Below are 24221 nucleotides of genomic sequence, written 5' to 3'. Positions count from 1 at the left end.
TTTTTTCAATATGGCTCACTAACGGGTGGATATATCTGTTGGTTTAGCTCTTATATTATTATAAAGAGTTGATATTAAAAGATTTTTTTTGCTCATCTGTGATGGTGAAATTGATGTTGTCCAATATTTTACAATTTTTAAACTTGATGGAGCTTTTATTATCAATATCGATAAAAGGAGCAATACTTTCACTAGTGTTTTTTGTGATTACGGTTCTTATTACTTCAACATCACTATCAATAAGGTAGAAGATACTTGGCCCATCATTATATTCCGCATTTGCATCGAGATTATTTAAATAAACTTCACAGTTGTCTACCATAACGTTCTTGCTGTTCTCAAAACTAAGACCTCTTTTGTTACAGTTAAATATCTCAGTGTTAACAATCTCTAAATTTTCAATTCCATTTGTATAGATACCTTCCGTACCGCTTCCATTGAGCTTACAGTTATCGACAATAATATTTATAGCATCATAAAATGTGATTACTGGAGCAAATTCGCCACAGCCTCCATTCGTTTCAGGTCTATGAAATATCTGTAAATTTTGAAGCTTGAAATTTGTTAAAGAATCAAATCGTATAACTTCATCATTAGCCTGGTTTAAAATAATATTTGAAGAATTATGGGTTGTAATGGTTAAGTTATATGCTTTTTTAATGACCAAGATTATAGGATTTTCAAGAAATTCTTTAAAATCATTTTTGCTTAATGATTCTTTAGTGTCCACTGAAGACAAGTATGGCCCTTCTATATTATAAAATTCATTGACATACTCTGGCGAAAACCAATCTTTGGAAGTTGAGCCATTATAGAGTTTACAGGTGTCTGTGACAACCGTGCTTAACTCTTCCTTTATGTGAATGTCATTGGTTATAATGATCTTTCTGTTGTTTCCCAGAGCATCTAAAAATTCTTTTAAGTTGGAGACGACATGGGTGGTTTGTTGCTGATTTCCACCTAAGATTACTTTGTCGCTTGGTATGAAACCAACGGTGCATAACAATATAAGTAGGAGAGGTATAAAGCCTTGTTTTATTGTTTTCATATTCAATGGATTATTTAAAAGTTTAATAAAAACGGGATTGTCAATCTATGCTGAGCTTGTTTCAGAGTAACGAAGCCCTCTATAACCATGACAAATTGATATTGTCGATTTCCTTTTCTTTGATAAGCTCTCTTAATCGGTCGGTTTTCTTTTTTTGCCCGTCAATTTTTCTGTCATGCGTTTCAACCAAGGTTAGGGTCACCTTTTTGTACAATTCTTTTTTTATAAATTTTTCCAATAATTCGCACTCAGCCCCTTCAATATCTATTTTTAAAAGATCTACTTTTTTGTCGAGTCGGTCGATAAATTCTGTTAAGTCAATAATTTCAACTTCTATTGATCTTTCTTTATCAACATTCCCTTTGGCTTTTACAATTGAAGAACCGAAAGACCAAAATGCCTCGTCATTTTCAGCTTGGTTGTGAAAATATAGTTTGGTTACCGTGTTTTTATCCCAAACGCCTTTATTGTACGGAGTTACGTTTTTGTAATCTTTCACCTTATCAATTAACTCCTTGTAGGCAAACGGGTTGGGTTCAAAAGCAAATACTTGGGCACCGGTTTTGGCCAACTTTAAACTAATATCACCAACATTGGCACCACAGTCGATGGCAATACTGTTTTTATCGAGTTTGGTGAGAAAACGGTTGAAAAAGAGATTTATCAACTGGTTTTGTACCACATTTTTAAGCTGCTGTATTGATTTTTTCACACCAAGGCTATTATTATGGTTTTTTGAACAATGAGAATTAAATTCCACATTTCGGACATAAGAAAATGACCTCAATTGACGAATGATGGGTTTGGGTTGACGAATGGGGTTTAAGGATTGACCCTACACCTTTCATCTTTTGTTTTTATAATCTGGTCAAGTATACTTTGGGGAAGAAAAAACGCTACCTTTGCAAAAATTTATGACTGATGGCGAAATCAGACTATAGCAGAGGCAGAAGGCCTTCTGGAAACTCCCAAAAAAGGAATCCTAAGAAACCATTCTTCAAGAAAGAAGGATTTCAATCAAAACCCCAAAAGCAGGTAAAAAAATCCAATCCCAATGAGATTCGGTTGAATCGCTATATTGCCAACGCCGGAATTTGTTCTAGGAGAGAAGCAGACACTTATATTGCAGCGGGGAATGTTACCGTAAACGGAAAGGTAATTACCGAAATGGGTTACAAAGTAAAGTTGACGGATGATGTCCGATTCGATGGCCGAAAACTGAACCCGGAAAAGAAGGAGTATGTGCTTTTGAATAAACCCAAAAACTTTATCACTACCACTAGTGATGAAAAGGGTAGGCGAACGGTAATGGAGTTGGTATCCAGTGCTTCCAATTCACGTTTATTGCCCGTAGGCCGTTTAGATCGCAACACCACAGGGCTTTTACTTTTTACCAATGATGGTGATTTAACTAAAAAATTGACTCATCCCACACATGGTGTTCGCAAGATTTATCATGTGTTTTTGAATAAAAACCTGGCTATGTCCGATTTACATAAAATCCAAGAGGGGCTTAAACTTGATGATGGCCCTGTAACTGTAGATGACATTAGCTATATCCAAGGTTCACCAAAGAAAGAAGTAGGGGTTGAAATCCACAGCGGTCGTAACCGCATAGTTCGTCGAATTTTTGAACATCTAGGTTATCATGTGACCAAATTGGATCGGGTAATTTTCGCCGGACTTACCAAAAAAGACCTCCCGCGTGGACATTGGCGCCATTTGACCGAACAGGAGGTTGTGAATTTAAAAATGATTAAGTAATTCGCTTTTTGATTATACTGAAACTTGTTTGTTGTAACTATTTCGTTCTTCTGGCAGTTCACTTAGGTATTGTACAAACTCGAATTGGTTGCCATCGGCATCAGCAAAATAGTCGCGAATTCTAAATTGCTCCACTTCTTTGGGAAAATCCCGTTTGTAACCTGCCTTTAGAAGATTATTGGCTATTTCCTCCACATCCTCAACTACAAAACCTATGTGGTTGATTCCGATTTTGCCATAGTTCTTGTCCCTTTTTAATTCGCTGTACTGCGCTTGATTAATGGCGATGTAAGTGTTATCATCTCCAAAGTGTACCCATTCCCTAGTTTCATTTTCTCCTCCTCTTATCTTAAAATGCGGGAAAGCGGTTTGGAAAAAATTTATGGCTTCTTGGAGGTCATTGACCGTGATATTGGCGTGCTCTAAATAGATGTTTGAATTTCTCATGCTATTGTGTTTTAGTGAATAGCAAATATCTAGAGATAATGAAATCAGCAAAACGAACTTCCGTACAGAAAACAACCTGTACTTTAGTACAGCAATTTTTAAATACTAAAAAGCCCTCGTTTCAAGGCAATATCTACAGCTTCGGTTCTATTGTCGGCATTAAGCTTGGAAAGGATGGAGGTTATATGGAATTTCACCGTTCTTTCGGTAATGTAAAGTTGCTTCCCTATCTGTTCGTTGGTCAACCCTTTTTTTATGAGCTTCAATACTTCCAACTCCCTTTTAGTAAGAGGCATTTCGGGATAGTGGAGTTGATTGGATGTGTTATTTTCGGCATATCGCTCTGTCTCTTGTAGCAGTGTTTTAAGCTGTTTTTGAAGGTCAGTAGTTCTTTTAAGAGCCTCCGTTACCTTGTCGGCATCATTTTTAGAACTTTCCAAACCTGAGATAATGGCATTCATTTTTGGTATGTAAACACGATCCAATATATCTTTCACGGAGGTGTTGGATTCATTTTTTTGGTAGGGTACGATTGTTGCAATCGGGTACGTTGAACGGCAGTTCCCACTAACTCACTAATGGTGTTAAGAACCATGAGTTCCCTTTCACTGAGCTCCCGGGTTTCCTTGCTCAATAAATTGATGAGCCCCACTTTTTGGTCATTGATGATAATCGGAATGGTGGCATGAAATTTAAGGCCTTCGGTTCCAGAATTAATATTCTTTAATCGGGTACAGGCAATCTCGCTAATGTTCAGTGGTTGGTCTATGTCATCTGACAGGTATTGGTTGATGCAAAAGCATCCCCCCGATAGTCGTTCTGGGTGTTTGCTCAATGCCGGAGGCAGATTATAAGATGCCGCTAAGTAAACGGATTTGTTATCTGCTTCAGTGAGCCATACCCAACCCGTATCCAAATCAAGGATTTCCACCATCTGCTCTAAAGATTTACAAAGGGCAGAACGCAATGAAAACTCCTTGTTCAGAAGACGCGCTATCTCGTAGAGATATGAAAAATAATCGGAATCCTTCATTACCGAAAGCTAAGAATAAAAAGGGGATTATGGTTATAAATCTCTTTTTGTTGAGTAAAAACAGAACATCTTAGCCTTATGGACTAAAATTGGGATATGGCAAAGGCTTTTGAAGAAAAATCTTTACGGAAATTTGAGGTGCACTTGTCGGTCTCGTGTAGGAGTATTAACGGATTTCTACTCACAAACCTTTCGGTTTTGCACTGACCTTTGTTTCATGTTCATACTTTACTTTTATTACTTAAACCGTTATTACTTATACACATTGTTATATGGTATTTTATTCTTTTTCAATTGCATTAAATTCATCAACATCCTGAGAGTAAGACCAAATAAGCTTTTCAGAATTATCAAAATGTATTCGTAGAAGTTGTTCATTTTTTTCAATAGCACTGCCTGAATCTGTATCACGTCTTAGTATATAGGCTAATGAAAATCCAATAACATTATCAGATTCAGCCTTCTTAAATTTATAAGTCAAGTTGGCCTCATCAGGTTGAGTCATTAATTTGATTACGTCTACTTTTGCCATTCCCTTTTTTAGTTTATTCATATTATTAAGGATAAGCATCTTTCTTTTTTCTGATGCACTATAAGGGTATTCAATATTTTTTTGGAAAAGTTCAGTTTTGTCTATACCCATCCCTTTATCGTCTTTCATATCACAACTAAATAAAGATATTTGAAATAATGTTATTAAAGCTATTAGTAGTCTTGTCATTTCGTTTAATACCATATAACTAAAAGGATATGAATCGGTTTTAATGATTTATATCTTACGATACTGAATCACTGAAATAAATTCAGTGTAAGCATGTTCAGCACAGGTAGGTGAAGTTCGGGAGATTTCTACAAAAAATCTAAGGCCAATTGATGGAGACCTGCTTTGAATTAACGAATGAGCAAAATAATCTAAGATCCCTTTCCGTCCACCTTAGCTGACACCTTTCCAAAAGGGAAAGGAGCTTGTTTTTATTTCAGTACATTTTCCATTTTTATCTGGATCTCCTCTAAACATAAATTGCCCAAACTCCCTTCATGGGTATGGTCAATATCTTTTTTAGGGGTAAAAGTACCTTCTTCAATATCCTTGCCCATATTTTTATAGGCATCTCGGAAGGGCATACCACTTTTTACAAGCTCATTTAGCGTATCCACACTAAATAGGTAATCGTATTTTGGGTCATCAAGGATTTGCGTATTTACCTGGATTTCCTTTAAACTGAACACCATCATTTCCAAACAAGCTTTGATATCTTGAATAGCGGGTACAATGACTTCCTTTACCAATTGTAGGTCTCTGTGGTAACCACTAGGCAAATTGTTGGTAATCAGTGTTAATTGGTTGGGAATGGATTGAATCTTGTTGCACTTACCTCGAATCAATTCAAAAACATCTGGATTTTTCTTGTGCGGCATGATACTGCTGCCCGTGGTCAACTCATCAGGGAATGAGATAAAATCAAAATTTTGGCTCATGTACAGACAGACGTCCATGGCTAATTTGGAAAGAGTCGCTGCTATGCTTGAGATTCCAAAGGCAGTGGCTTTTTCTACCTTGCCTCGACCCATTTGAGCGGCAACCACATTGTATTTTAAAGTGTCGAAACCTATTTCTTCCGTGGTAAAATTTCTGTCAATAGGAAAAGAGCTTCCATAACCTGCGGCACTTCCCAAAGGGTTTTGGTCCGCAATTTTATAGGCTGCCTGTACAAAATACAGATCATCTACCAAGCTTTCGGCATAGGCCGAAAACCACAATCCGAATGAGGATGGCATGGCAATTTGTAAGTGGGTGTAACCAGGTAGAAGTACAGATTTGTGTTTTTCTGCAAGCTTTAGTAAAAGATCAAAAAGCGATTTGACCTCATTTTTAATTTCTGTGAGCTCATTTTTCAAATAGAGCTGCATGGCTACCAAAACCTGATCGTTTCGTGATCTGGCAGTATGGATTTTTTTACCAACATCGCCTAGTCGTTGGGTAAGAACGAATTCAATTTTGGAATGCATGTCCTCAAAATCATCCTCAATGGTGAAAACCCCATCTTCGATACAATTGGTAATTTTGTCCAGTTCTTCGATCAACTTTTTAGTTTCCTCCTCTGTAATTAACCCTACCTTGCCCAACATTTTGGTATGGGCCTTGGAGGCAATCACGTCATATTTTGCCAAGAGCAAATCGAGTTTTCTATCATTGCCTACGGTAAAATGGTCTATTTTCTTATCGGTGCTAAAACCTTTGTCCCAGAGTTTCATTTTTTTGAATTGTTTTTGTTTGACAATTGGAGCAAAACATTCATGGCTTTTTTGGCATCTTGTTTATCCACAAAAATATGATCGTGATAAAATGCGGCGACCACATTACAACTTATATTTTCCTTTGCTAGGGCGTTTGAAACTGCCGCAGTAAGTCCTACCATTTCCAAAGAAGAGTGTACATCTAACGTAATGCAGGAAGCCATATAGTTATATTTTAAGTTGATGCTATCGGCAATCTCTTTTTTCAGAATCAAGGTGATACCTTCTTTTTCTCTAAAAATTCCATGGACCAAGTTGAGGTCAAATTGAAAGGAGTCGTCCACGCTTGCGAAAACAAAATCTCCTTGGTTAAGAACTGGCTGTAATTTGGATAATAAGGTGGAAAGGTTGGTTTCTCCTGACATTATTGTGTTATTGGGGGATTAAGAATCCAGATAAAATTTTAAAATACAAATCTATTCCTTCTTCAATTTCTTTCACATAAATAAATTCGTTGGCGGAATGGGAACGGGTACTGTCCCCTGGACCCAACTTTACCGATTGACAGCTCAATGCTGCTTGATCTGATAAGGTTGGGGAACCATAGGTTTTTCTTCCCAATGCGATTCCGCTTTTGACCAAATCGTGATTAGGGTCAATGGCGGACGAGTTTAATCGGAGTGAACGCGGAGTCATTTTGCAGGGAGCTTCCTTATCCAAAATAGCTGCAATTTCTTGGTTGGAATAGCAATCGTTTACCCGTACGTCCACCACCAAATCCACTTTTGCTGGGACCACATTATGTTGGTTTCCCGCATTGATCTGGGTAACCGTCAATTTCACTTTGCCCAAGGCTTCAGATTCTTTTTCAAAAGAACAGTTTTTGAACCAGTTTAAAACCTCAATGGTATTATAAATGGAATTGTTGTTGTTTGGATGTGCCGCATGGGAAGGCGTTCCTTCGACCACAGCATCAAAAACAATCAATCCTTTTTCCGCAATGGCGAGATCCAGCAAGGTAGGTTCACCGACTACCGCGACATCAATTTTGGGAAGTTCGGGCAAAAGGCCTCGCAGGCTTTTTTCACCAGCACTCTCTTCTTCGGCCGTCGCGGCCATAATTATATTATGGTTCAGGTTCTTTTCTTCATAAAAATGAACAAAAGTGGCTAAAAGCGAAACCAAACATCCACCCGCGTCATTGCTGCCCAAGCCATACAACTTTCCATCTTCGATATGAGGATGAAAAGGGTCTTTGGTATAGGCACTGTTCGGCTTTACCGTATCGTGATGCGAATTCAGTAGGAGGGTAGGTTTGTTTTCATCAAAATGCTTGTTGAAAGCATAAATGTTGTTGAATTGACGTTGTGTTTCCACACCAAAATCCGATAACCATTTTTGAATGGCATCCCCTGTTTTATCCTCCTCACTAGAAAAAGAAGGAATTGCAATCAGTTGTTGCAATAGCTGTATAGCACTTTTGGTCAGTTGTTCTTGATTTGGTTTCATAGCGTTAAGGTCGTAAAATTTGAGCTTGTTTTTTGAAGCATATCACTATCACCGATACAAACTTGTTTTACATTATGATTCAGGGCATGAAAGCAATTGTGCATTTTTGGCAGCATTCCATCGGCAATTACCTCTTCATCTAAAAGCGCTTTGTAGGTCTCGGAGTTGATATGTTGAATTACTGAATTTTCATCTTCAACATCTCGGAGGACACCCTTTTTCTCAAAACAGTAATATAGTGTGGTCTCGAATTCTGTAGACATTCCTATGGCCAACTCTGAAGCAATTGTATCTGCATTGGTATTGAACAATTGCCCATTGCCATCGTGGGTCAATGCACAAAATACAGGGGTGAACCCAGCAAGCAACAATTTTGAGATTCCATCCGAATTTACTCCATCAACATCGCCAACCCAGCCAAAATCCACCTTTTTGATGGGTCTTTTGTGGGCGTGGATGGCATTGGCATCAGCTCCGCTCATCCCTAAAGCGTTACAACCGAGTGCCTGTAACAGGGCAGTGATTTTTTTGCTAACAAGCCCTCCATAGACCATAATGGCTACATCTAAACTTTTAGCATCCGTGATTCTTCGACCATTGGTCATTTTGGCTTCAATGCCCAACCTATTTCCAACTTCTGTGGCTTTTTTACCACCTCCATGAACCAATATTTTGTGTCCATCCATTTGGGAAAACAGCTCAAGGGTATGCGAAAGATTCTTTGGATTTTCTATGACATTGCCGCCAATTTTTATTATAGAAAGTTTTGGTTTCATTTCACGCATTTAATATTCCACCATCAATCGTCATAGCTGTTCCGGTAATCCAAGAGGAGTCATCCGAAAGAAGAAAAAGGGCCAATTTGGCCACATCTTCGGGAGTACCCAATCTTTTTAATAAAGTGGCGTCCGCGGCATTTTGTACAGCTGCTTCTGGGTCTTCAAAAGCTTTGGCTGAATCCCAAATCAGAGGGGTGTCCACAGGTCCTGGGCAAATGGCATTGACCCGAATCTTTGGAGCGTATTCAACTGCCATTTGCTTCATTAAGGCCACAGTGGCACCTTTAGTGGCGCAATAGACGGGGTGATTGGGAAAACTCTTGTAGGCCGCAATAGATGCATTAATCAAAATATTTCCTGCTTCTGCTTTTTGAAGATGCGGAATGGCATATTTTGAGATATAAAAGATGGAACTTAAGTTAATATCCAAAGTGTTTTGCCAAGAGGATACCGACAGTTCAACCACATTTCCCAATCCAAGAATGCCAGCATTTAGGGACAGGATGTCCAACTTTCCGAATTGATCTATAGCAGCTTTGACCAGTTTTTCATTGTATTCGGGTTGGGCCACATCCCCGGGAACAAATACGGAACCTTTAAGTTTAGCTTTGAGGTCATTTCCTCTTTCCTCATTACGACCGGATAGAACCAATTTGGCTCCTTCGGCGTGTAACATTTCGGCAATACCCTTTCCCATGCCGCTGGTGGCACCGGTAACAATACATACTTTGTCTTTTAACTTTGCCATACCTGCTATTTTAGGTTTTCCAAGATTTTCTTCAGCACAATTTGTGCAGTATAGGTTCTGTTGTTTGCCTGTTCAATAACCAAGGATTGATTTCCATCCAAAATTGCATCTTCCACCACAACATTTCTTCTCACCGGAAGGCAGTGCATAAATTTTGCCTTCCCCAGTTTTTGAATTGTCATCATCCAGTTCGAATCTTGATTCAAAACCTTTCCATAATCTGAGTAACTGCTCCAATTTTTCACATAAACAAAATCAGCATTCCCCAACGCTTTTTCTTGATCATGTTCAATGGTGCATCCCTTGGTAATTTCCGGGTCTAAATCATAACCTTCAGGATTTGTGATAACAAAATCGGCATCCTGCAATTGCATCATCTTAACGAATGAGTTTGCTACAGCATGAGGCAAAGCTTTAGGGTGTGGCGCCCAAGACAAAACAACCTTTGGTTTGCTTTTGGAGTTGTTTTCTGCCAAGGTTATAGCATCGGCCAATGCCTGTAAGGGGTGAGCGGTGGAACTTTCCATGTTCACAATGGGAATAGAAGTATGTTTGGTAAAACCGTTCAAAACTTCTTCGGCTTCATCTTTGGCTCTATCCTCCAGTTTCGCAAATGCCCTAATGGCAACGACATCACAAAATTGGGAAACCACTTGTGCGGCTTCTTTGATATGTTCTGAAGTACCTTGATTCATGATAGTTCCATCACCATATTCCAAAGCCCAGCCTTCGCTACCGAAATTCATGACCATAACGTCCATTCCTAAATTCATGGCCGCTTTTTGTGTGCTCAATCGTGTTCGCAACGAATTGTTGAAAAACAAAAGGCAAATGGTTTTCCCTTCACCCAGTGCTTTGAATTTTTTTGGCGCGGCTTTTAGCGCTCTGGCCTCTTCTACCCATTCGGACAGATTGTCCACATCATTTATGGAGAGGTAATGTTTCATGACTTGATTTTTGTGTAGTTAATGGAATTTTGAAGTGCATCTTGGATGAAATTCTCATTCAAACCATTCACAATCCAAGTTTCAATACTGGCTTTTTGCGCTATGGTAGCCGCCTCAATTTTAGATTGCATACCCCCAGTTCCGTGCGTGGATTTACCATTACCGATTTCTTTGACCAGATTTGAAAGGTCATTTACGGTTGCGATGGTTTTGGGATGATTGTTTTCCAATGATTCCTTGGTGTAGATTCCGTTGGTGTTGGTGGCAATCAATAATAAGTCAGCGTCCAAAAGGGAAGCTGTTAATGCTGCTAATTTATCATTATCACCGAATTTGATTTCGTCCGTTGCTACCGTATCATTCTCATTAATAATGGGCACAAAATTATTGGCCACCAAAACATTAATGGTGTTTTTAATGTTGACTCTGGAGTCCGAATTCTCAAAATCTGAATAGGATAACAAACATTGTGAGGTGAGCAAACCCAATTCCCTAAAACTTTCTTGGAAAATGCGCATTAAATGAGGTTGACCAATCGCTGCCAGAGCTTGCTTTACGTTGATTTCAGGACCGGTGTGTTCCAGTTTTACAAATTGCTTTGCTGCTGCAATAGCGCCCGAACTCACAATAATAAATTCGTAATCAGAGGAAAGTTGAGCGATTTGCCTACCTATATCCTCCACTTTGCCCCGGGAAATATGATTGGTTTCCTTGGTCAAGGTATTTGAACCTATTTTGAGCAGTATTCGTTTCTTTTTCATCTTATCTGGTTTGGCCATTGCCTGTAATGTACCACTTGTTGCTTACCAAATGCTGAAGCCCGATAGGGCCTCTCTGGTGCAATTTATCCGTGCTAATAGCAAGTTCTCCGCCTAACCCAAACTGACCTCCATCGGTAAATCGGGTAGAGGCATTATGGTAAACAGCCGCAGAGTCTACGGATTGCATAAATGCTTTAGCTTTTTCGTTATTTGCTGTAATAATAGCCGCAGAATGCCCTCCACTATATGTGTTTATTTTGGTGATGGCTTCTTCTAAATCTGTGACTTGCCCAAGTACAATTTTATAATCCAAAAATTCCTCATACCAGATGGAATCATCCTCTATTTCCTTGGTTTTTGAAAGACTTGACAAAGATTTATCGGTATGGATTTGTACGTTACTTTTTTGAAGTTGTTGGGCCAACTGCAGTAAAAATTCCTGTTTTCGAGGAAGATCAGCAGCAACGAGTACTTTGTCCAAAGCATTACAGGCCGATATTTTAGTGGTTTTTGCGTTTAGGATGACATCCAATGCGATTTCTAGATCTGCCTCAGAATCCACAAATAAGAAGTTGTTCCCTCTACCACTCACGATTACGGGGCAAGTAGCGTGTTGTTTTACAAAAGCAATCAGTTTTTCACCTCCTCGGGGAACTATTAGGTCAATTTTTTGTGAAGGATTCTCCAAAAAGCTCTGTGTCCGTGCTCTGTCAAATTCTAAGTATGAGACCCAATCCGTTGAACAATCATGTTCTTCCAATGCTTTGTGCCACAATTGAACCAGAACTAAATTACTGTTGAGTGACTCCTTTCCTCCTTTGAGCAAGATTTTATTTCCTGATTTGAACGCAATGCCAGCTGCTTCAATGGTCACATCGGGTCTAGATTCGTAAATGATTAAAATGGTTCCGAAAGGAGCTGTTTTATTGCTGATATGGATGCCATTTTCATGGGTAAACTGAAAACGCTCCACGCCTAAAGGATCTTGCTGGGATGCCAGTTGTTGAAGTGATAGTACCATGCCATCTATTTTAGAGGCATCTACTTTTAGCCGATCACCCATGGCCAAATCTTCTCCTGAATAACCGTCAAGGTCTTTTTTATTGGCTCCCAGAACTTTGGATTGTTCCAACTTTACCAATTCTGACATAGTGGTCAAAACGGCGTTTCGCTTTTCTAAGGATAATATCAAACTCATTGTAATTCTGCTTTAAGTGCTTCAAAAAATAGGTCGATATGTTGTTTTGTGATATTCAACGCGGGAAGAATTCGAAGTACATGTTTGTCTTTGGCTCCTCCTGTGAACAGTTTTTGATTGAAAATCAATTTTTTTCGCAGTTTGGCCACTTCAAAATCAAATTCAAGCCCTAACATTAGTCCTCTTCCTTTGATTTGTTTTACTTGTGGAATCTCTGCTGCCTTTTCTTTGAAATAACTTCCTAATTCATCCGCATTGGAGAGTAGGTTTTCATTTTCCAGAACTTCAAGAACTGCCAAGGTTGCAGCACAGGCCAGATGGTTACCACCAAAGGTGGTTCCTAAAAGACCATAAGATGCCTTAAAGGATTCATGAATCAAAATACCCCCCACAGGAAAGCCATTCCCCATACCCTTGGCCATGGAAATGATATCGGGTTGAATATTATGATGTTGAAAAGCAAAGAACTTTCCACTTCTCCCAAATCCGCATTGAATTTCATCCGCAATGAAGACTATTTCTTTTGCTTTGGATTTTTCAGCTATAAACTGGATAAACTCGGTCGTAGGTTCGTCCAAACCGCCAATACCTTGAATGGTTTCTAGGATTACGGCGCAATAGTCATCGGATTGAATGGCACTTTCAAAAGCCTCAAAATCATTCAACGGTAAAAAAGTAACCTCTTGCTGTAGATTGATAGGAGCATTTATCGATGGATTGTCCGTCGTGGCTACAGCAGCTGAAGTCCTTCCATGAAAACCATTTTTAAAGGCAATGACCTTGGATTTACCGGTATGGAACGATGCCAATTTTAAAGCATTTTCGTTGGCTTCCGCTCCTGAATTGCACATGAAAAGGTAATAATCCTCGCAATTGGAAAGTTTCCCAAGCTTTTCCGCCAATTGATGCTGCAACGGATTTTGGATGGAATTACTATAAAATCCAATCTTATCCAATTGCTCTTTAAGTCGGTTTACGTAATGGGGATGGGAATGCCCAATGGAAATTACCGCATGGCCTCCGTAAAAATCGAGATAAGTGGTCCCTTTGTCGTCTGTGACTTCTATTCCTTTGGCGGAAACCGGGGTTACATTGTACAACGGATATACATCGAATAGTTTCATAGTTTTATGTGTTGTTTCGATAACTGCCACGAGCTTATCCTTTTCTGATTTTACTTATTTTTTCGAAAGAAGTCACAATACCTCTTATTAGGGACGAGCTTAATCCTTGGTGTTCCATTTCGTTCAATCCCTCTATGGTGCATCCTTTGGGTGTGGTCACACGGTCGATTTCCTCTTCCGGATGGTTTCCGGACTCAATCAATAGACTAGCGGCTCCATTACAGGTATGCATGGCCAATTCTTGGGCTTCTTTGGCGTCAAATCCAAGTTGAATGGCTCCTTGCGTTGTAGCTCGAATTAAGCGCATCCAGAAGGCAATCCCACTGGCGCAAATTACTGTTGCCGCCTGCATTTGTTCTTCTGGAATTTCCAAGGTATGCCCCATTCTGTTGAAAATAGCTTTGGCCAAATCAATTCGTTTTTTGCCCAATTCATTGCTACAAATGCAGGTCATGGAATTTCCTACCGAAATGGCTGTATTAGGCATACTTCGGATGATATATTTATCCGAACCGATGATTTCTTCAATTTTTGAAATACTGAAACCAGTTATGGTACTGATGATCACATGGTTTTCGGTCAAAAGGTCTTTTACTTCTTCCAAAATGGAACCGAAATGCCCTGGCTGCACCGCAAAAATCAAAGTATCTGAATTTTGGATAGCCTCTTTGTTATCCGATGTAACGGTTACGTTGCCATACTTTTCAAATTCCTTGATTTCCGACGTGTTTCTTTTGGTCAGGTACATGGTTGTGGCTCCATTGCTGTGTAAAACACCTTTTGCTATGGACAATCCCAAATTTCCCGCTCCTATGATTGTTATTTTCATCTGTTATTTTTTTAAAACACTCCTGCTTTTAGTTGTAATCCTTGTGTTTCTTCCAATCCAAACATCAAATTCATGTTTTGGACCGCCTGCCCGGAAGCTCCTTTTAATAAGTTGTCAATGGCCGAAGTCACCAATAAAGTATCCTCGTGTTTGTGCAAATGCACATGGCATTGGTTGGTGTTTACCACTTGTTTTAAGTGAATGGGTTCATCCGAAACGTGGGTAAAGACATCATTTTTATAAAAATCTTGATACAATTGTTGCGCGTCTTCCAGGCTACCATCAAATTCGGTATAACTGGTTGCTAAAATACCTCTCGTAAAATTCCCCCGGTTAGGCAAGAAGAACAATTTTCCTGATTTGTTTCCAAAGGAATCCAGACTTTCCCCAATTTCACCCAAATGTTGATGGGTAAAGGGTTTGTACCATGAAACGTTATTATTTCGCCAGCTAAAATGTGAGGTCGAGGAAAGTCCAACCCCTGCTCCCGTGCTACCAGTCACGGCGTTGACGTGCACTTGGTTTTGCAACAAGTCTGCTTTTGCCAAAGGAAGTAACCCCAATTGAATGGTAGTGGCAAAGCATCCAGGATTTGCAATATTGTCTGCCGACACGATATTTTCTTTGTACAATTCTGGAAGACCATAGACAAATGTTTTTCCTTGAAAAGTAGCATCGGCTTTTAATCTAAACTCGTTGCTTAGATCTACAATCTTGGTTTTGGAATCAAAGTCATTTTCTTTCAAAAATTTTGACGAATTGCCATGACCCAAGCACAAGAAAACCACATCTACACTAGGATTTACCTTGCCAGTAAATTCCAAACTGGTTACGCCCAACAAATCCGCATGGGCAGAGGTAATTGGTTTTCCAGCTCTAGTAGTACTGAAAACAAAATCAATTTCTGCATCAGGATGGTTGAGGAGTAATCGAATCAATTCACCTCCTGTATAACCAGACCCTCCAATAATACCAACTTTAATCATGATTTTGGTTTACGTGGTTCGCAATTTTTCCTGGGTTGGACAGAATTTTAATAAATCCTTTGGCATCATCCGCGGTCCAGCCTTTGTTCATCTCACCATAACTTCCGAAGGAAGCATTCATTAAATCGTGTGGAGAGGAAACCCCGTCCAAATCAAATCGATAAGGGTGAAGAGTCACAAAAACATCTCCAGAAACGTTCTTTTGGGTATCGGCCAAAAACGCTTCAATATTTCGCATCACTTCATCCAGATAGTTTCCTTCATGCAATAGCATCCCATAAAAGTTGGCCATTTGCTCCTTTTGATATTGTTGCCATTTGCTTAAGGTGTGCTTTTCCAACAAATGGTGCGCTTTTATGATGATAAGGGGAGCCGCCGCTTCAAAACCAACCCTTCCTTTTATACCGATGATGGTATCACCCACATGGATGTCCCTGCCAATGGCATATTTGGATGCGATATCCTCCAATTTTTCAATATTGTCTACAGGATTTCCAGTTTCTCCATCAACAGCAACCAATTCTCCTTTGTTGAAAGTCAATTTGAGTTGCTTGGAACTTTGCTTTTCCAATTGACTAGGATAGGCAGTTTCTGGCAGTGGCAAATGAGAGGTCAAAGTCTCATCTCCACCTACCGAGGTACCCCAAAGGCCTCTGTTAACGGAATATTTGGCTTTCTCCCATGGGTAATCCACTCCATTTTGCTGGAGATATTCTATTTCAGCTTCTCTGGATAATTTGTTGTCCCTAATAGGAGTGATAATCTCAATTTCGGGAGCGATGGTCTGAAAAATCATGTCGAACCGCACCTGGTCATTCCCAGCGCCTGTGGAGCCGTGGGCGATGTATTTGGCTCCTATTTTTTTGGCGTAATTGACGATTTCAACGGCTTGTACAATTCGCTCCGCACTTACCGATAGTGGATAGGTGTTGTTTCTGAGCACATTTCCGAAGATGAGATATTTGACCACTTTTTCGTAAAAGGTGGACACCGCATCCAAGGAGGTGTAGGACGTAGCTCCAAGTTCGATGGCTTTCTGCTCAATTTCCTTGATTTCTTCCTGGGTAAACCCACCAGTGTTCACACTTACCGCATGCACCTCATAGCCTTCCTCTTTTGAAAGATGTTTTGCGCAATATGAAGTGTCTAATCCACCGCTATAGGCCAGTACTAGTTTTTTCATTTTGATTTCTTTTTTAGGAAAAGGGTTTCCTTGATGCTTTTTAATCGTTTAAAAGCTTTTCCGTTTAATTTTTTTGATTCAGGTTTTTGACCATCGGGGTCATACAACATTCCGGTGCAAAGGCACATGTTCCTTTCCGTACGCGTTAGGATATCGAAGTTTTTGCAGGTTTGACACCCTTTCCAGAATTCGGGGTCATCGGTCAACTCAGAAAAGGTAACAGGTTTGTAGCCAAGCTCATAGTTCATCTTCATTACAGCCAATCCGGTAGTGATTCCGAAAATTTTGGCATCTGGGAATTTTTCTTTGGACAACTCAAAAATGGCTTTCTTGATTTTTTTGGCCAATCCTTGATTTCTGTAATCTGGGTGGACGATCAGTCCTGAATTGGCAACAAAGTTCTTGTTTCCCCAAACCTCAATATAACAGAAGCCAGCAAAAGTATCGCCATCCAAAGCGATGACCGCATTGCCATTCTGCAATCGCTTCGTGATATATTCGGGAGTTCGTTGGGCAATACCAGTACCTCTAACCTTTGCGGATTCGGTAATGGTATCGCTAATGGTTTTGGCGTATTTATAATGTGACTCGTTAGCAATTATGATTTCCATTGCTATTGGATTATTGACTAAAAACTAAAATTTGATCTTGTGATTTTGCGGAAATGGACTCACCTATTTCCATAGACTGATGTGCACCCTTACGGGCGACGGCGACGTGGGAATGGACGAACTGGAGCTTGGATGCTCATTGGAGTTAATATGTATGCTTGTCCTCTCATTACGGGATTAAAAGTACAAATTAATTCCAATCGACCTAGATTGACGTTTATTTTTTGAAGAAATCTAACTTTTTTCCTCCTTTAGCCATTAATTCATAAATCAAAAAGCCAATAACCGCGATATACTCAATGCTCAATAGCCAAAGATTCTCTTCGTATTCCCCGTTGGAGTATGCCCAGTAACTAAGGATAATCAATAACGACCATACTATGGCATAACGATATTCCGTAAAGATGGCCAGTACTAAAAGGAAGATAACATACCAAGGATGCACCGTGCTCGACAACAAATAATAAGTGGTAAGAACCATTAACATCGAGGTAATCAAAGTGCCCAAATTTTGGTTTTTCCTTAGAAAAGCTATCAAAATAGTGGCTACTACTACGAATATTGCCACTAGTTTACCATAGTCTTTGACCAAAATCCAGGGTTTGGCATCAAAAAAGTTTACTCCTATATGTTTCACTAGGTTGTAGATGCCGGCATTGAATTCAAAATTGGAAAACCAAAGACCCACCGTCTCCGAATAATTATCGATAAACGAGGATGAATAAAAAGGGAGTAGGAGAAGTATACAGGAAATACCAACCGCTGCATAAAAGAGCGTGCTTTTTTTGAATCCGAAATATTTCAGGAACAACGGGAGGAACAAAATGGGAACCAACTTGACCATTATGGACATGGCGTAGATGGGGCCAGCCACCAACCATTTCTTATTCGCGATCAAATACAAAGCCCAGACAAAAAAGAACAACATTACCCCTTCAAAGTGGAGGTTGCCGGTTAATTCGATAATGACCAATGGGTTTAGGAAATACCAAAAGGCCATATGGTTGGACTTGTTCAGCTTTTGAAGCAATTTTCTTCCGAAATATAGGATTCCGATGTCTGCCAGAATAATGGTCAGACGCATGACGATAATGGAACCAAGCACACTTCCACCTCCCAAAAAAGCGGCTATGGTAAATATAATTTGATTGAGTGGGGGGTAGTTGCTAAAGTGTTTTGCGCTCAAACTTCCCATACCATCATAAAGTTGTTGGGCATTGGCGATGGGCAAATTGGATTGTGTAATTAAATCGTTGGGGACGTTTAAATAGGGATTGATGCCATTTTTTATCAATTCCCCATCCCAAATAAAGCGGTAAAAATCTTGGGACAGATTGGGTTCGGCCAAAAGAAAAACCAATCGAAACAGAATACCTGAAATCAATAGAAACTTAAAGTTCCATTTTTGGAACTGAATCAACTTAAAATGGAGGAAAAAGAGGGCGATAAAAAGACCCAATAGCTTTGGAAAATCTGTCCGGTTTAAGTCATAAGCAAAGCTTACATAAAACAGCATGCTAGCAAATGACAGGAGCAATGGGATTTTATGAAGCTTCCAAAGTTTTATGATGTTATGAGGCATTGCTAACCAACATTTTTAGGTCAGCAAAAATTATGAAAATATATTTTGAATGGGTCTAATGTCCAATATATTTTACTGGAATTCGTCAGTTTGAGTGAATTTTTCACTGTTGACACGTGAAAAATTTGTATCGAAAACAAGAATTTCGATTCGAATACAGTTCTCGATACGATTTTTTGACTTCGACTATGCTTACACTAAAGCTTTAGCGATAAGCGTTCGCTCAGCCAACAAAAAATCACTCGAACTGACGTTTCATTGCGTGAATTATTTATCTGTCAAAACTATTCCGTAGCAACTAGAATCTCAGCTTCACCATCTTTTGGATTCATGGCTTTTTCCCCGTAGACTTCAATATCCGTGGTGTATGCCCTTTTAAGATTAGCATTCCAGATTTTCATCCAAGTATTGATCACAGCATCTTTGGTAAGGTCGCCTTTGGCAGTGAATAGGGTGTAATTGGATTCGGGAATCATTTTGACGGTCATATCTTCGGGAATGTTGTCGAGCTTGGAAACGTTGCAGCCAATGACCATGGTATAGGGTTGGGTGTGATCTCCCTCATAATCCGTATAAATGGCATATAATGTTTCATCGACTTTATTGGGAATTCTATTTACGGTATTCTCATCCATAAACCTGTGCCAAAGTTTTGGGATGTCATTATCTGCTTTCCCTGGGTCGTTGGAAGTTCTAATGGATAAGCCAACAATGGTTAATTCGTCTCTTTTTGTGCTTGTCATGATAAATGCGTTTTTAAGATTTACACAAAACTATTTAGGGTTTATGACAAGGGTGTGTCAGGGGTGTTTTGGATTGGTCAATTTAAGTCCAGTATCCGTCAATTTCGGATGACTTTTTAATCCAAAAACTTCGAACTTCACTTATCGGACGCTAAGGAATCATTAAAACGATTCTTAGCTTAGACGTTGTGTGTCAGCTAAAGAAAGACCGTGCATTTATTCAATTAGGAAGTAAAAAATGAGTGAACTAACAACTAACCTGAGTTCGATTTCTAACATACTGATATTTAATCCATTGTATTTTCCTGCAAGGTTTTTAAAACCTTGTAGGTATTTTTGGGTAAATTGAATCAAACCTACAAGGTCAAAAAGACCTTGCAGGACATTCAAGTTTATTTTACAGCCTTATAGTCAGACTGTTGTGCCATAAATTATTAATCGAATTCAGGTAACTAAATATTTCACCGACAGAAAAGAATGGAGAAAGTGGCTTGAAGATAACTTTAAGACCGAAGATGATATTTGGTTAGAGTATCCTTTAAAGAAAACGAACAAAAAGCGAATACTTTATAATGATGCCGTTGAAGAGGCTCTCTGCTTTGGTTGGATTGACAGTACCGTTAAGTCGTTGAATGAAACGACATCTATTCAAAGATTTTGTAAAAGAAGAAAGAAGTCAAACTTTTCACAACCAAACATTGAACGGTTGAAATGGCTTTCTGAAAACAACTTAATTCACAGTTTAATTAAAGACGAAGTTAAAAATGTCGTTCAACAAAATTTCATTTTCTCTGAGGACATAATAACGAAGTTAAGAGCAGATAATGAAGTTTGGGGAAATTTTCAAAACTTTACAGAACCATATAAACGAATTAGAATTGCGTACATTGAAAGTGCAAGAAAAAGACCTGATGAATTTGAAAAGCGATTAAATAATTTTGTTAGTAAGACAAAAGACAATAAATTAATAAAAGGCTTTGGGGGAATTGAGAAATACTATTGACCTCTAACGTTTAGTATGAAAATAAAAGGAAAGAATATGAAAAAAATATGTGTATTTATATTTAACGGATTCTCGGATTGGGAACTTGCTTACTTGACCCCTGAAATTAATAAAAGTGAGCAGTTCGAATTGATCTATTTCTCTGTCGATGGAGATTTGGTAACATCGATGGGAGGATTGCAGGTAAAGCCGACAACTTCACTCAAAGAAATAAATACTGAAAATGTTGATTTATTAATTCTTCCTGGAGGTACAGCTTGGGAAAAAAGAGAGATAAAAGCTATTGATAATCTTGTAAAAGAACTGGCTGACAATGAAAAGCCAATTGCTGTAATTTGTGGAGCAACTTTCTATCTAGGACAGTTAGGACTTTTGGATAATGTACATCATACAAGTAATGACTTAGGATATTTAAAGGCAGTTGTTCCAGAATATAATGGACAAGAGAATTATCAAAACCAATTAGCTGTGACCGACAGAAATATCATTACAGCAAATGGAATTGCTCCAATTGAATTTGCAGTTGAGATATTTAAGAAGATACAACTGAAACCTAATGATGAAATTGAGAAATGGTTTCAATTATTTAAAAATGGAATTTGGAGTGAATAATAAAAGCCGAACACACAACACTTTGTATAGTGCATAGCGGGTTCAGTGCTGATTTTGAGCATTATCACTCGCCCGAGCATTAGTGGTAATTTGAAAGAAAAACTCACGTAACCCGCTACGACACCATACAATTCACCGATAAGTGCCATTGAAAAAACCACACTTTTTTCTCCTTTCATTTCCCATTGAGCTCCGGATGATCCTGATAATAGGCATCATACGATTTATAATATTCTTCCAAGGTCATATTGTGCGATTCAAATTGCACGTAGGTGTTGGTGATTTTTTGGATGAGGTCTATTCGAAACACCCGGAACGCTTTTCTAAGGCGACAATAGGCAATAAGCAACCATTTTTCTTGGGTGCTATATAAGGCGAAGGGTTCTATGTCCCGGTTCGTGAAATCCTTGTTCAAGGAGAGGTAATCAATGTTCAAAACCTGAAAATTGATCAAGGCCGACTGAATGCGCATGAGATAGTTACTGGTCCTTTGGTGTAAAAAGTTATCGGTAAAGTAAACACGATCCGTAAGCAAACTAGCCTTGTCTTTTTGAGAACCTTTAAGCAGCGCTTTTATTTTTAGAATGGCTTCTGAATAATGTTGCACAAAAGAGGCATCCTTATTTTTTAGGATTAATTGTTCAGCGGTTATCAGTGCATTGGCCTCATCTTCCGTAAACATAATCGGGGGCAATTGATAGCCTTCCATCATGGAATACCCTTTTCCTTCTTCGGTGATAATCGGAACCCCTGACTTTTCCAAAGTGCGAATATCCCGGTATATGGTTCGGATACTCACATCATGCTTTTCAGCCAATGTTTTTGCTGTTACAATCCTTGAGGATTGTAACTGGGTCAAAATAGCTGTAAGTCGCGAGAGTCTAGGTTTTTCTTCCATTCAAATTTATAGTGCACTTGTTACTCATGGTCTGCTGAACGAAACCAAATCGAACAGCATAAATGTAACTATTTTGATTTTTGAAAGTGAAGAATTGGTTGTCGGGATTTAAGGGTTTATGAATAGAGTGTATTGTAATGAGTTGATTTTGAGGTTTTTTTCAAACAAAATGCATAACTTTTTAAAGAGTCAAGATCCAATGTCAGTGCAAATACGTAAACATATATGTTTAAAATGGGGGATATCAAATCTTATTTAAAATTGTTTTTGTTGTCGATGGTGTTATCCCAGGTGATATACGCTCAAGAACGGCACAAATTTGAAGGGCCTTTGAAAGTTGGAAAATTTGAGGGACAAGCTGAGTACACCTATGTTTTAAAAGATACTGATACGGTTTTAGATGGAAACTTTAATCTACACAGGTCCAATTTAAATGCACTGCTCCAGAACACCGATGACTTCTTTTCATTTAAAGGCGGTTTTCAGAATGGATATCCAGCAGGAAGGTGGACATTTCAGTTTGGGGAGTTTCAATCGGGCAGTGAGACCGAAGTAGTAGGCTACCAATACCGGGTAAAGGTTAACGGCAAACAAACCGAAACCCAAGGAAACATTGTTCAGGGAAAACCTGATGGAGTATGGACCTATCAAATCAAAGAAATTGAGGATTCAGAGGCAAAACAAATCTTGTTTGCAAGTACTTTAGAATTTGATCAAGGTATTCCGCAGAAAAGCTTCAGGATAGAAAACGAACATAACAGCATGGTCGGAAGGTTTCTTAGAAACGGGCTGGCCCATGATGTTTGGACACTCTACTCTGATGAGGATTCCAATATATCGGAAAGTTGGTATTTCAACGAAGGATTTCTTCAAAAAATGGAGTATAGTTCGGCAGATGGAAATACAATCTCAAAGGATTTCGGTGCTATACCAGGGCAAACTAAAATCATAAGTTTAGATGACCGTTTTATTGAGCTGATTAAAATAAAACAACAAAAGCCCGAAATATCCTTTACCATCAAAGACGGAATACAGCAATTGTTGACGGAGAATCTGAGACATTATAAGGAGTTGGATACTTTTTTGTCGGTTTTGGGAAAATCTGAGTTTACCCCCGGGTTCAAGGTCAAGGTGGCGTACTTTCCATTGGATTCAGTTGAAAATAGCCAATTGCAGACAATTGGTACTCAATATGCAATTTCTAAAAAAACAAGTGAATCACTGCTCGAAAACACGCAACTGAACATTTTAAGGCGCTCAGATAAAGAGGCGGAGTTTTTATACGGGGCTGCTTCAAAAATTTCGAAAAGATTTTTAAACCCTATTGGTAAAATAATCCAATACCAAAATCAAGATATCCTTGAGTTCTTGCCGAGGGAGCAATTGTTTGACAATCTTTGGCTTGATGGAATCCCCTCCAAGACAATTTTAGTTAATGTTGAGGGAAAAGATAGGACCTATGTTGGGCCGAAGGCAGACGAATTTGATTTTTCAGGAAACGACATAGCTGCTTTACATCAAATTACCGAGTATGCAGCCTTGAGCCTTGAAAGTATCGCAAGGATATTGAACGAAAAACTGTTGAAGGAAAGCAAACAGCAAGAGTTTATAGCTCTTGAAGAACAAATGATTGCCCTCTCCAATCATATTACCCAAGTAGTAGATTCTGCTAATCAAGGATTGTCCATATCAGAAAGAGCTGCAATGAAGAGCATTCAAGATTTGGCGGATGCTCAATTGGAGCAGTATGCAACAATGAAAGACGAAAGCACTAAAATCGATTTTGGCAACAAAGTAATCGAATGTCTGCAACAGTTGGATGGACTTACCAAAACCATAGCGATACAGCCTGAGCGGTGGAAAAGTATAGAAGAAAAATACCAAGATGATGTATGGAATCCGTTTATGGCCACTATTATGAACGAGGAGGTAAAAAAACGGGTCACAAATGCATATCGAAACGTACTTGTGCCATTTCTGCTGGATGAGGTGACATTGAATCTGAGTTGTGAAAATACTGAAGAACTCAAACAGTTATTGGATGATTCGTATCAGCGGATGTTACAGATGCGTGATGAGAATACATCCAAGTTAGAGCGAAAACTTAAAAAAGCACAAGACCCTAAAGTGGTCTTACAATTGTTCAACCTGAAATCTTCGGAAAACAAGTAGACTTGT

General features: G+C 39.0%; 26 protein-coding genes. 4 read left to right on the top strand and 22 right to left on the bottom strand.

All coding sequences use genetic code 11. The annotated features are described in order from the left end of the window. Positions 1-58 precede the first annotated feature (58 nt). Together E4661_RS06215 and E4661_RS06210 are read right to left on the bottom strand one after the other, a co-directional pair. Positions 59-1048: a right-handed parallel beta-helix repeat-containing protein gene (locus tag E4661_RS06215; RefSeq protein WP_136465961.1), complete on the bottom strand. Its 990-nt coding sequence runs from the start codon at positions 1046-1048 to the stop codon at positions 59-61. Positions 1049-1127: 79 nt separating this feature from the next. Further along, the gene (locus E4661_RS06210; RefSeq protein ID WP_168796338.1) at positions 1128-1760 is read right to left on the bottom strand and encodes an FkbM family methyltransferase; all 633 of its coding nucleotides are present in this window, start codon (positions 1758-1760) and stop codon (positions 1128-1130) included. A 209-nt stretch (positions 1761-1969) separates the two neighbouring features. On the opposite strand from E4661_RS06210, the gene E4661_RS06205 reads away from it, so the two are divergent. After that, positions 1970-2812, top strand: coding sequence for a pseudouridine synthase (locus E4661_RS06205; RefSeq protein ID WP_136465959.1), 843 nt, complete (start codon positions 1970-1972; stop codon positions 2810-2812). A gap of 12 nt (positions 2813-2824) precedes the next feature. On the opposite strand, the gene E4661_RS06200 is transcribed toward E4661_RS06205, so the two are convergent. The 19 genes from E4661_RS06200 to E4661_RS06110 form a co-directional block, all read right to left on the bottom strand. Next, positions 2825-3259 carry a VOC family protein gene (locus E4661_RS06200; protein WP_136465958.1) on the bottom strand — a complete coding sequence of 145 codons (435 nt, stop codon included), beginning with the start codon at positions 3257-3259 and terminating at the stop codon, positions 2825-2827. A 98-nt stretch (positions 3260-3357) separates the two neighbouring features. Further along, positions 3358-3756 carry a helix-turn-helix transcriptional regulator gene (locus tag E4661_RS06195; RefSeq protein WP_205728929.1) on the bottom strand — a complete coding sequence of 133 codons (399 nt, stop codon included), beginning with the start codon at positions 3754-3756 and terminating at the stop codon, positions 3358-3360. Then, the gene (locus E4661_RS06190) at positions 3753-4292 is read right to left on the bottom strand and encodes a GAF domain-containing protein (protein WP_136465957.1); all 540 of its coding nucleotides are present in this window, start codon (positions 4290-4292) and stop codon (positions 3753-3755) included. The genes E4661_RS06195 and E4661_RS06190 overlap by 4 nt, the downstream gene beginning before the upstream one ends. A 280-nt stretch (positions 4293-4572) precedes the next feature. Next, a complete protein-coding gene (locus E4661_RS06185) occupies positions 4573-4953 on the bottom strand; it encodes a hypothetical protein (RefSeq protein ID WP_136465956.1) in 381 nt (126 codons plus the stop codon). Positions 4954-5264: 311 nt separating this feature from the next. Continuing rightward, a complete protein-coding gene (gene argH, locus E4661_RS06180) occupies positions 5265-6548 on the bottom strand; it encodes an argininosuccinate lyase (protein WP_136465955.1) in 1284 nt (427 codons plus the stop codon). Further along, on the bottom strand, positions 6545-6955 hold the full coding sequence (locus E4661_RS06175; protein WP_136465954.1) for an ACT domain-containing protein: 411 nt from the start codon (positions 6953-6955) through the stop codon (positions 6545-6547). The genes argH and E4661_RS06175 overlap by 4 nt, the downstream gene beginning before the upstream one ends. Before the next feature lie 7 nt (positions 6956-6962). Next, complete coding sequence (locus E4661_RS06170) at positions 6963-8039, bottom strand: M20 family metallo-hydrolase (RefSeq protein ID WP_136465953.1); 1077 nt, start codon at positions 8037-8039, stop codon at positions 6963-6965. Beyond that, positions 8036-8815: an acetylglutamate kinase gene (argB, locus tag E4661_RS06165; RefSeq protein WP_136465952.1), complete on the bottom strand. Its 780-nt coding sequence runs from the start codon at positions 8813-8815 to the stop codon at positions 8036-8038. Before argB ends, E4661_RS06170 begins: the two co-directional genes overlap by 4 nt. Before the next feature lies 1 nt (position 8816). After that, positions 8817-9566, bottom strand: coding sequence for an SDR family NAD(P)-dependent oxidoreductase (locus E4661_RS06160; protein WP_136465951.1), 750 nt, complete (start codon positions 9564-9566; stop codon positions 8817-8819). Positions 9567-9571: 5 nt separating this feature from the next. Beyond that, a complete protein-coding gene (locus tag E4661_RS06155) occupies positions 9572-10513 on the bottom strand; it encodes a Rossmann-fold NAD(P)-binding domain-containing protein (protein ID WP_136465950.1) in 942 nt (313 codons plus the stop codon). Continuing rightward, positions 10510-11274, bottom strand: coding sequence for a glutamate 5-kinase (gene proB / locus E4661_RS06150; RefSeq protein ID WP_136465949.1), 765 nt, complete (start codon positions 11272-11274; stop codon positions 10510-10512). The genes E4661_RS06155 and proB overlap by 4 nt, the downstream gene beginning before the upstream one ends. Position 11275: 1 nt before the next feature. Continuing rightward, positions 11276-12472: a glutamate-5-semialdehyde dehydrogenase gene (locus tag E4661_RS06145; RefSeq protein WP_136465948.1), complete on the bottom strand. Its 1197-nt coding sequence runs from the start codon at positions 12470-12472 to the stop codon at positions 11276-11278. Beyond that, a complete protein-coding gene (locus E4661_RS06140) occupies positions 12469-13596 on the bottom strand; it encodes an aspartate aminotransferase family protein (RefSeq protein ID WP_136465947.1) in 1128 nt (375 codons plus the stop codon). The genes E4661_RS06145 and E4661_RS06140 overlap by 4 nt, the downstream gene beginning before the upstream one ends. Before the next feature lie 34 nt (positions 13597-13630). Beyond that, positions 13631-14425, bottom strand: coding sequence for a pyrroline-5-carboxylate reductase (gene proC, locus E4661_RS06135; protein ID WP_136465946.1), 795 nt, complete (start codon positions 14423-14425; stop codon positions 13631-13633). 11 nt (positions 14426-14436) lie between these two features. Beyond that, entirely contained in the window at positions 14437-15411 is a 975-nt protein-coding gene (gene argC / locus E4661_RS06130; RefSeq protein WP_136465945.1) for an N-acetyl-gamma-glutamyl-phosphate reductase, read from the bottom strand. Then, complete coding sequence (locus tag E4661_RS06125; RefSeq protein WP_136465944.1) at positions 15404-16594, bottom strand: argininosuccinate synthase; 1191 nt, start codon at positions 16592-16594, stop codon at positions 15404-15406. Before E4661_RS06125 ends, argC begins: the two co-directional genes overlap by 8 nt. Further along, entirely contained in the window at positions 16591-17205 is a 615-nt protein-coding gene (locus tag E4661_RS06120) for a GNAT family N-acetyltransferase (protein ID WP_136465943.1), read from the bottom strand. Before E4661_RS06120 ends, E4661_RS06125 begins: the two co-directional genes overlap by 4 nt. 217 nt (positions 17206-17422) lie before the next feature. Further along, on the bottom strand, positions 17423-18787 hold the full coding sequence (gene mptB / locus E4661_RS06115; protein ID WP_136465942.1) for a polyprenol phosphomannose-dependent alpha 1,6 mannosyltransferase MptB: 1365 nt from the start codon (positions 18785-18787) through the stop codon (positions 17423-17425). Positions 18788-19071: 284 nt separating this feature from the next. Then, entirely contained in the window at positions 19072-19530 is a 459-nt protein-coding gene (locus E4661_RS06110; RefSeq protein WP_136465941.1) for a GyrI-like domain-containing protein, read from the bottom strand. 706 nt (positions 19531-20236) lie between these two features. Here E4661_RS06110 and E4661_RS19265 point away from each other — a divergent pair. Together E4661_RS19265 and E4661_RS06100 are read left to right on the top strand one after the other, a co-directional pair. Further along, positions 20237-20533: a YdeI/OmpD-associated family protein gene (locus E4661_RS19265; RefSeq protein WP_205728928.1), complete on the top strand. Its 297-nt coding sequence runs from the start codon at positions 20237-20239 to the stop codon at positions 20531-20533. Between the two features lie 15 nt (positions 20534-20548). Then, entirely contained in the window at positions 20549-21145 is a 597-nt protein-coding gene (locus tag E4661_RS06100) for a type 1 glutamine amidotransferase family protein (protein ID WP_205728927.1), read from the top strand. Positions 21146-21320: 175 nt separating this feature from the next. On the opposite strand, the gene E4661_RS06095 is transcribed toward E4661_RS06100, so the two are convergent. Then, on the bottom strand, positions 21321-22043 hold the full coding sequence (locus tag E4661_RS06095; RefSeq protein ID WP_136465939.1) for a helix-turn-helix transcriptional regulator: 723 nt from the start codon (positions 22041-22043) through the stop codon (positions 21321-21323). A 234-nt stretch (positions 22044-22277) separates the two neighbouring features. On the opposite strand from E4661_RS06095, the gene E4661_RS06090 reads away from it, so the two are divergent. Further along, on the top strand, positions 22278-24215 hold the full coding sequence (locus tag E4661_RS06090) for a hypothetical protein (protein ID WP_136465938.1): 1938 nt from the start codon (positions 22278-22280) through the stop codon (positions 24213-24215). The last annotated feature ends 6 nt before the right edge of the window (positions 24216-24221 follow it).

The organism is Flagellimonas onchidii (assembly GCF_004804315.1).
GTDB lineage: Bacteria > Bacteroidota > Bacteroidia > Flavobacteriales > Flavobacteriaceae > Flagellimonas > Flagellimonas onchidii.
The sequence above is the reverse complement of the archived record's forward strand: the minus strand, read 5'-3'. Positions and strand labels throughout refer to the sequence as shown.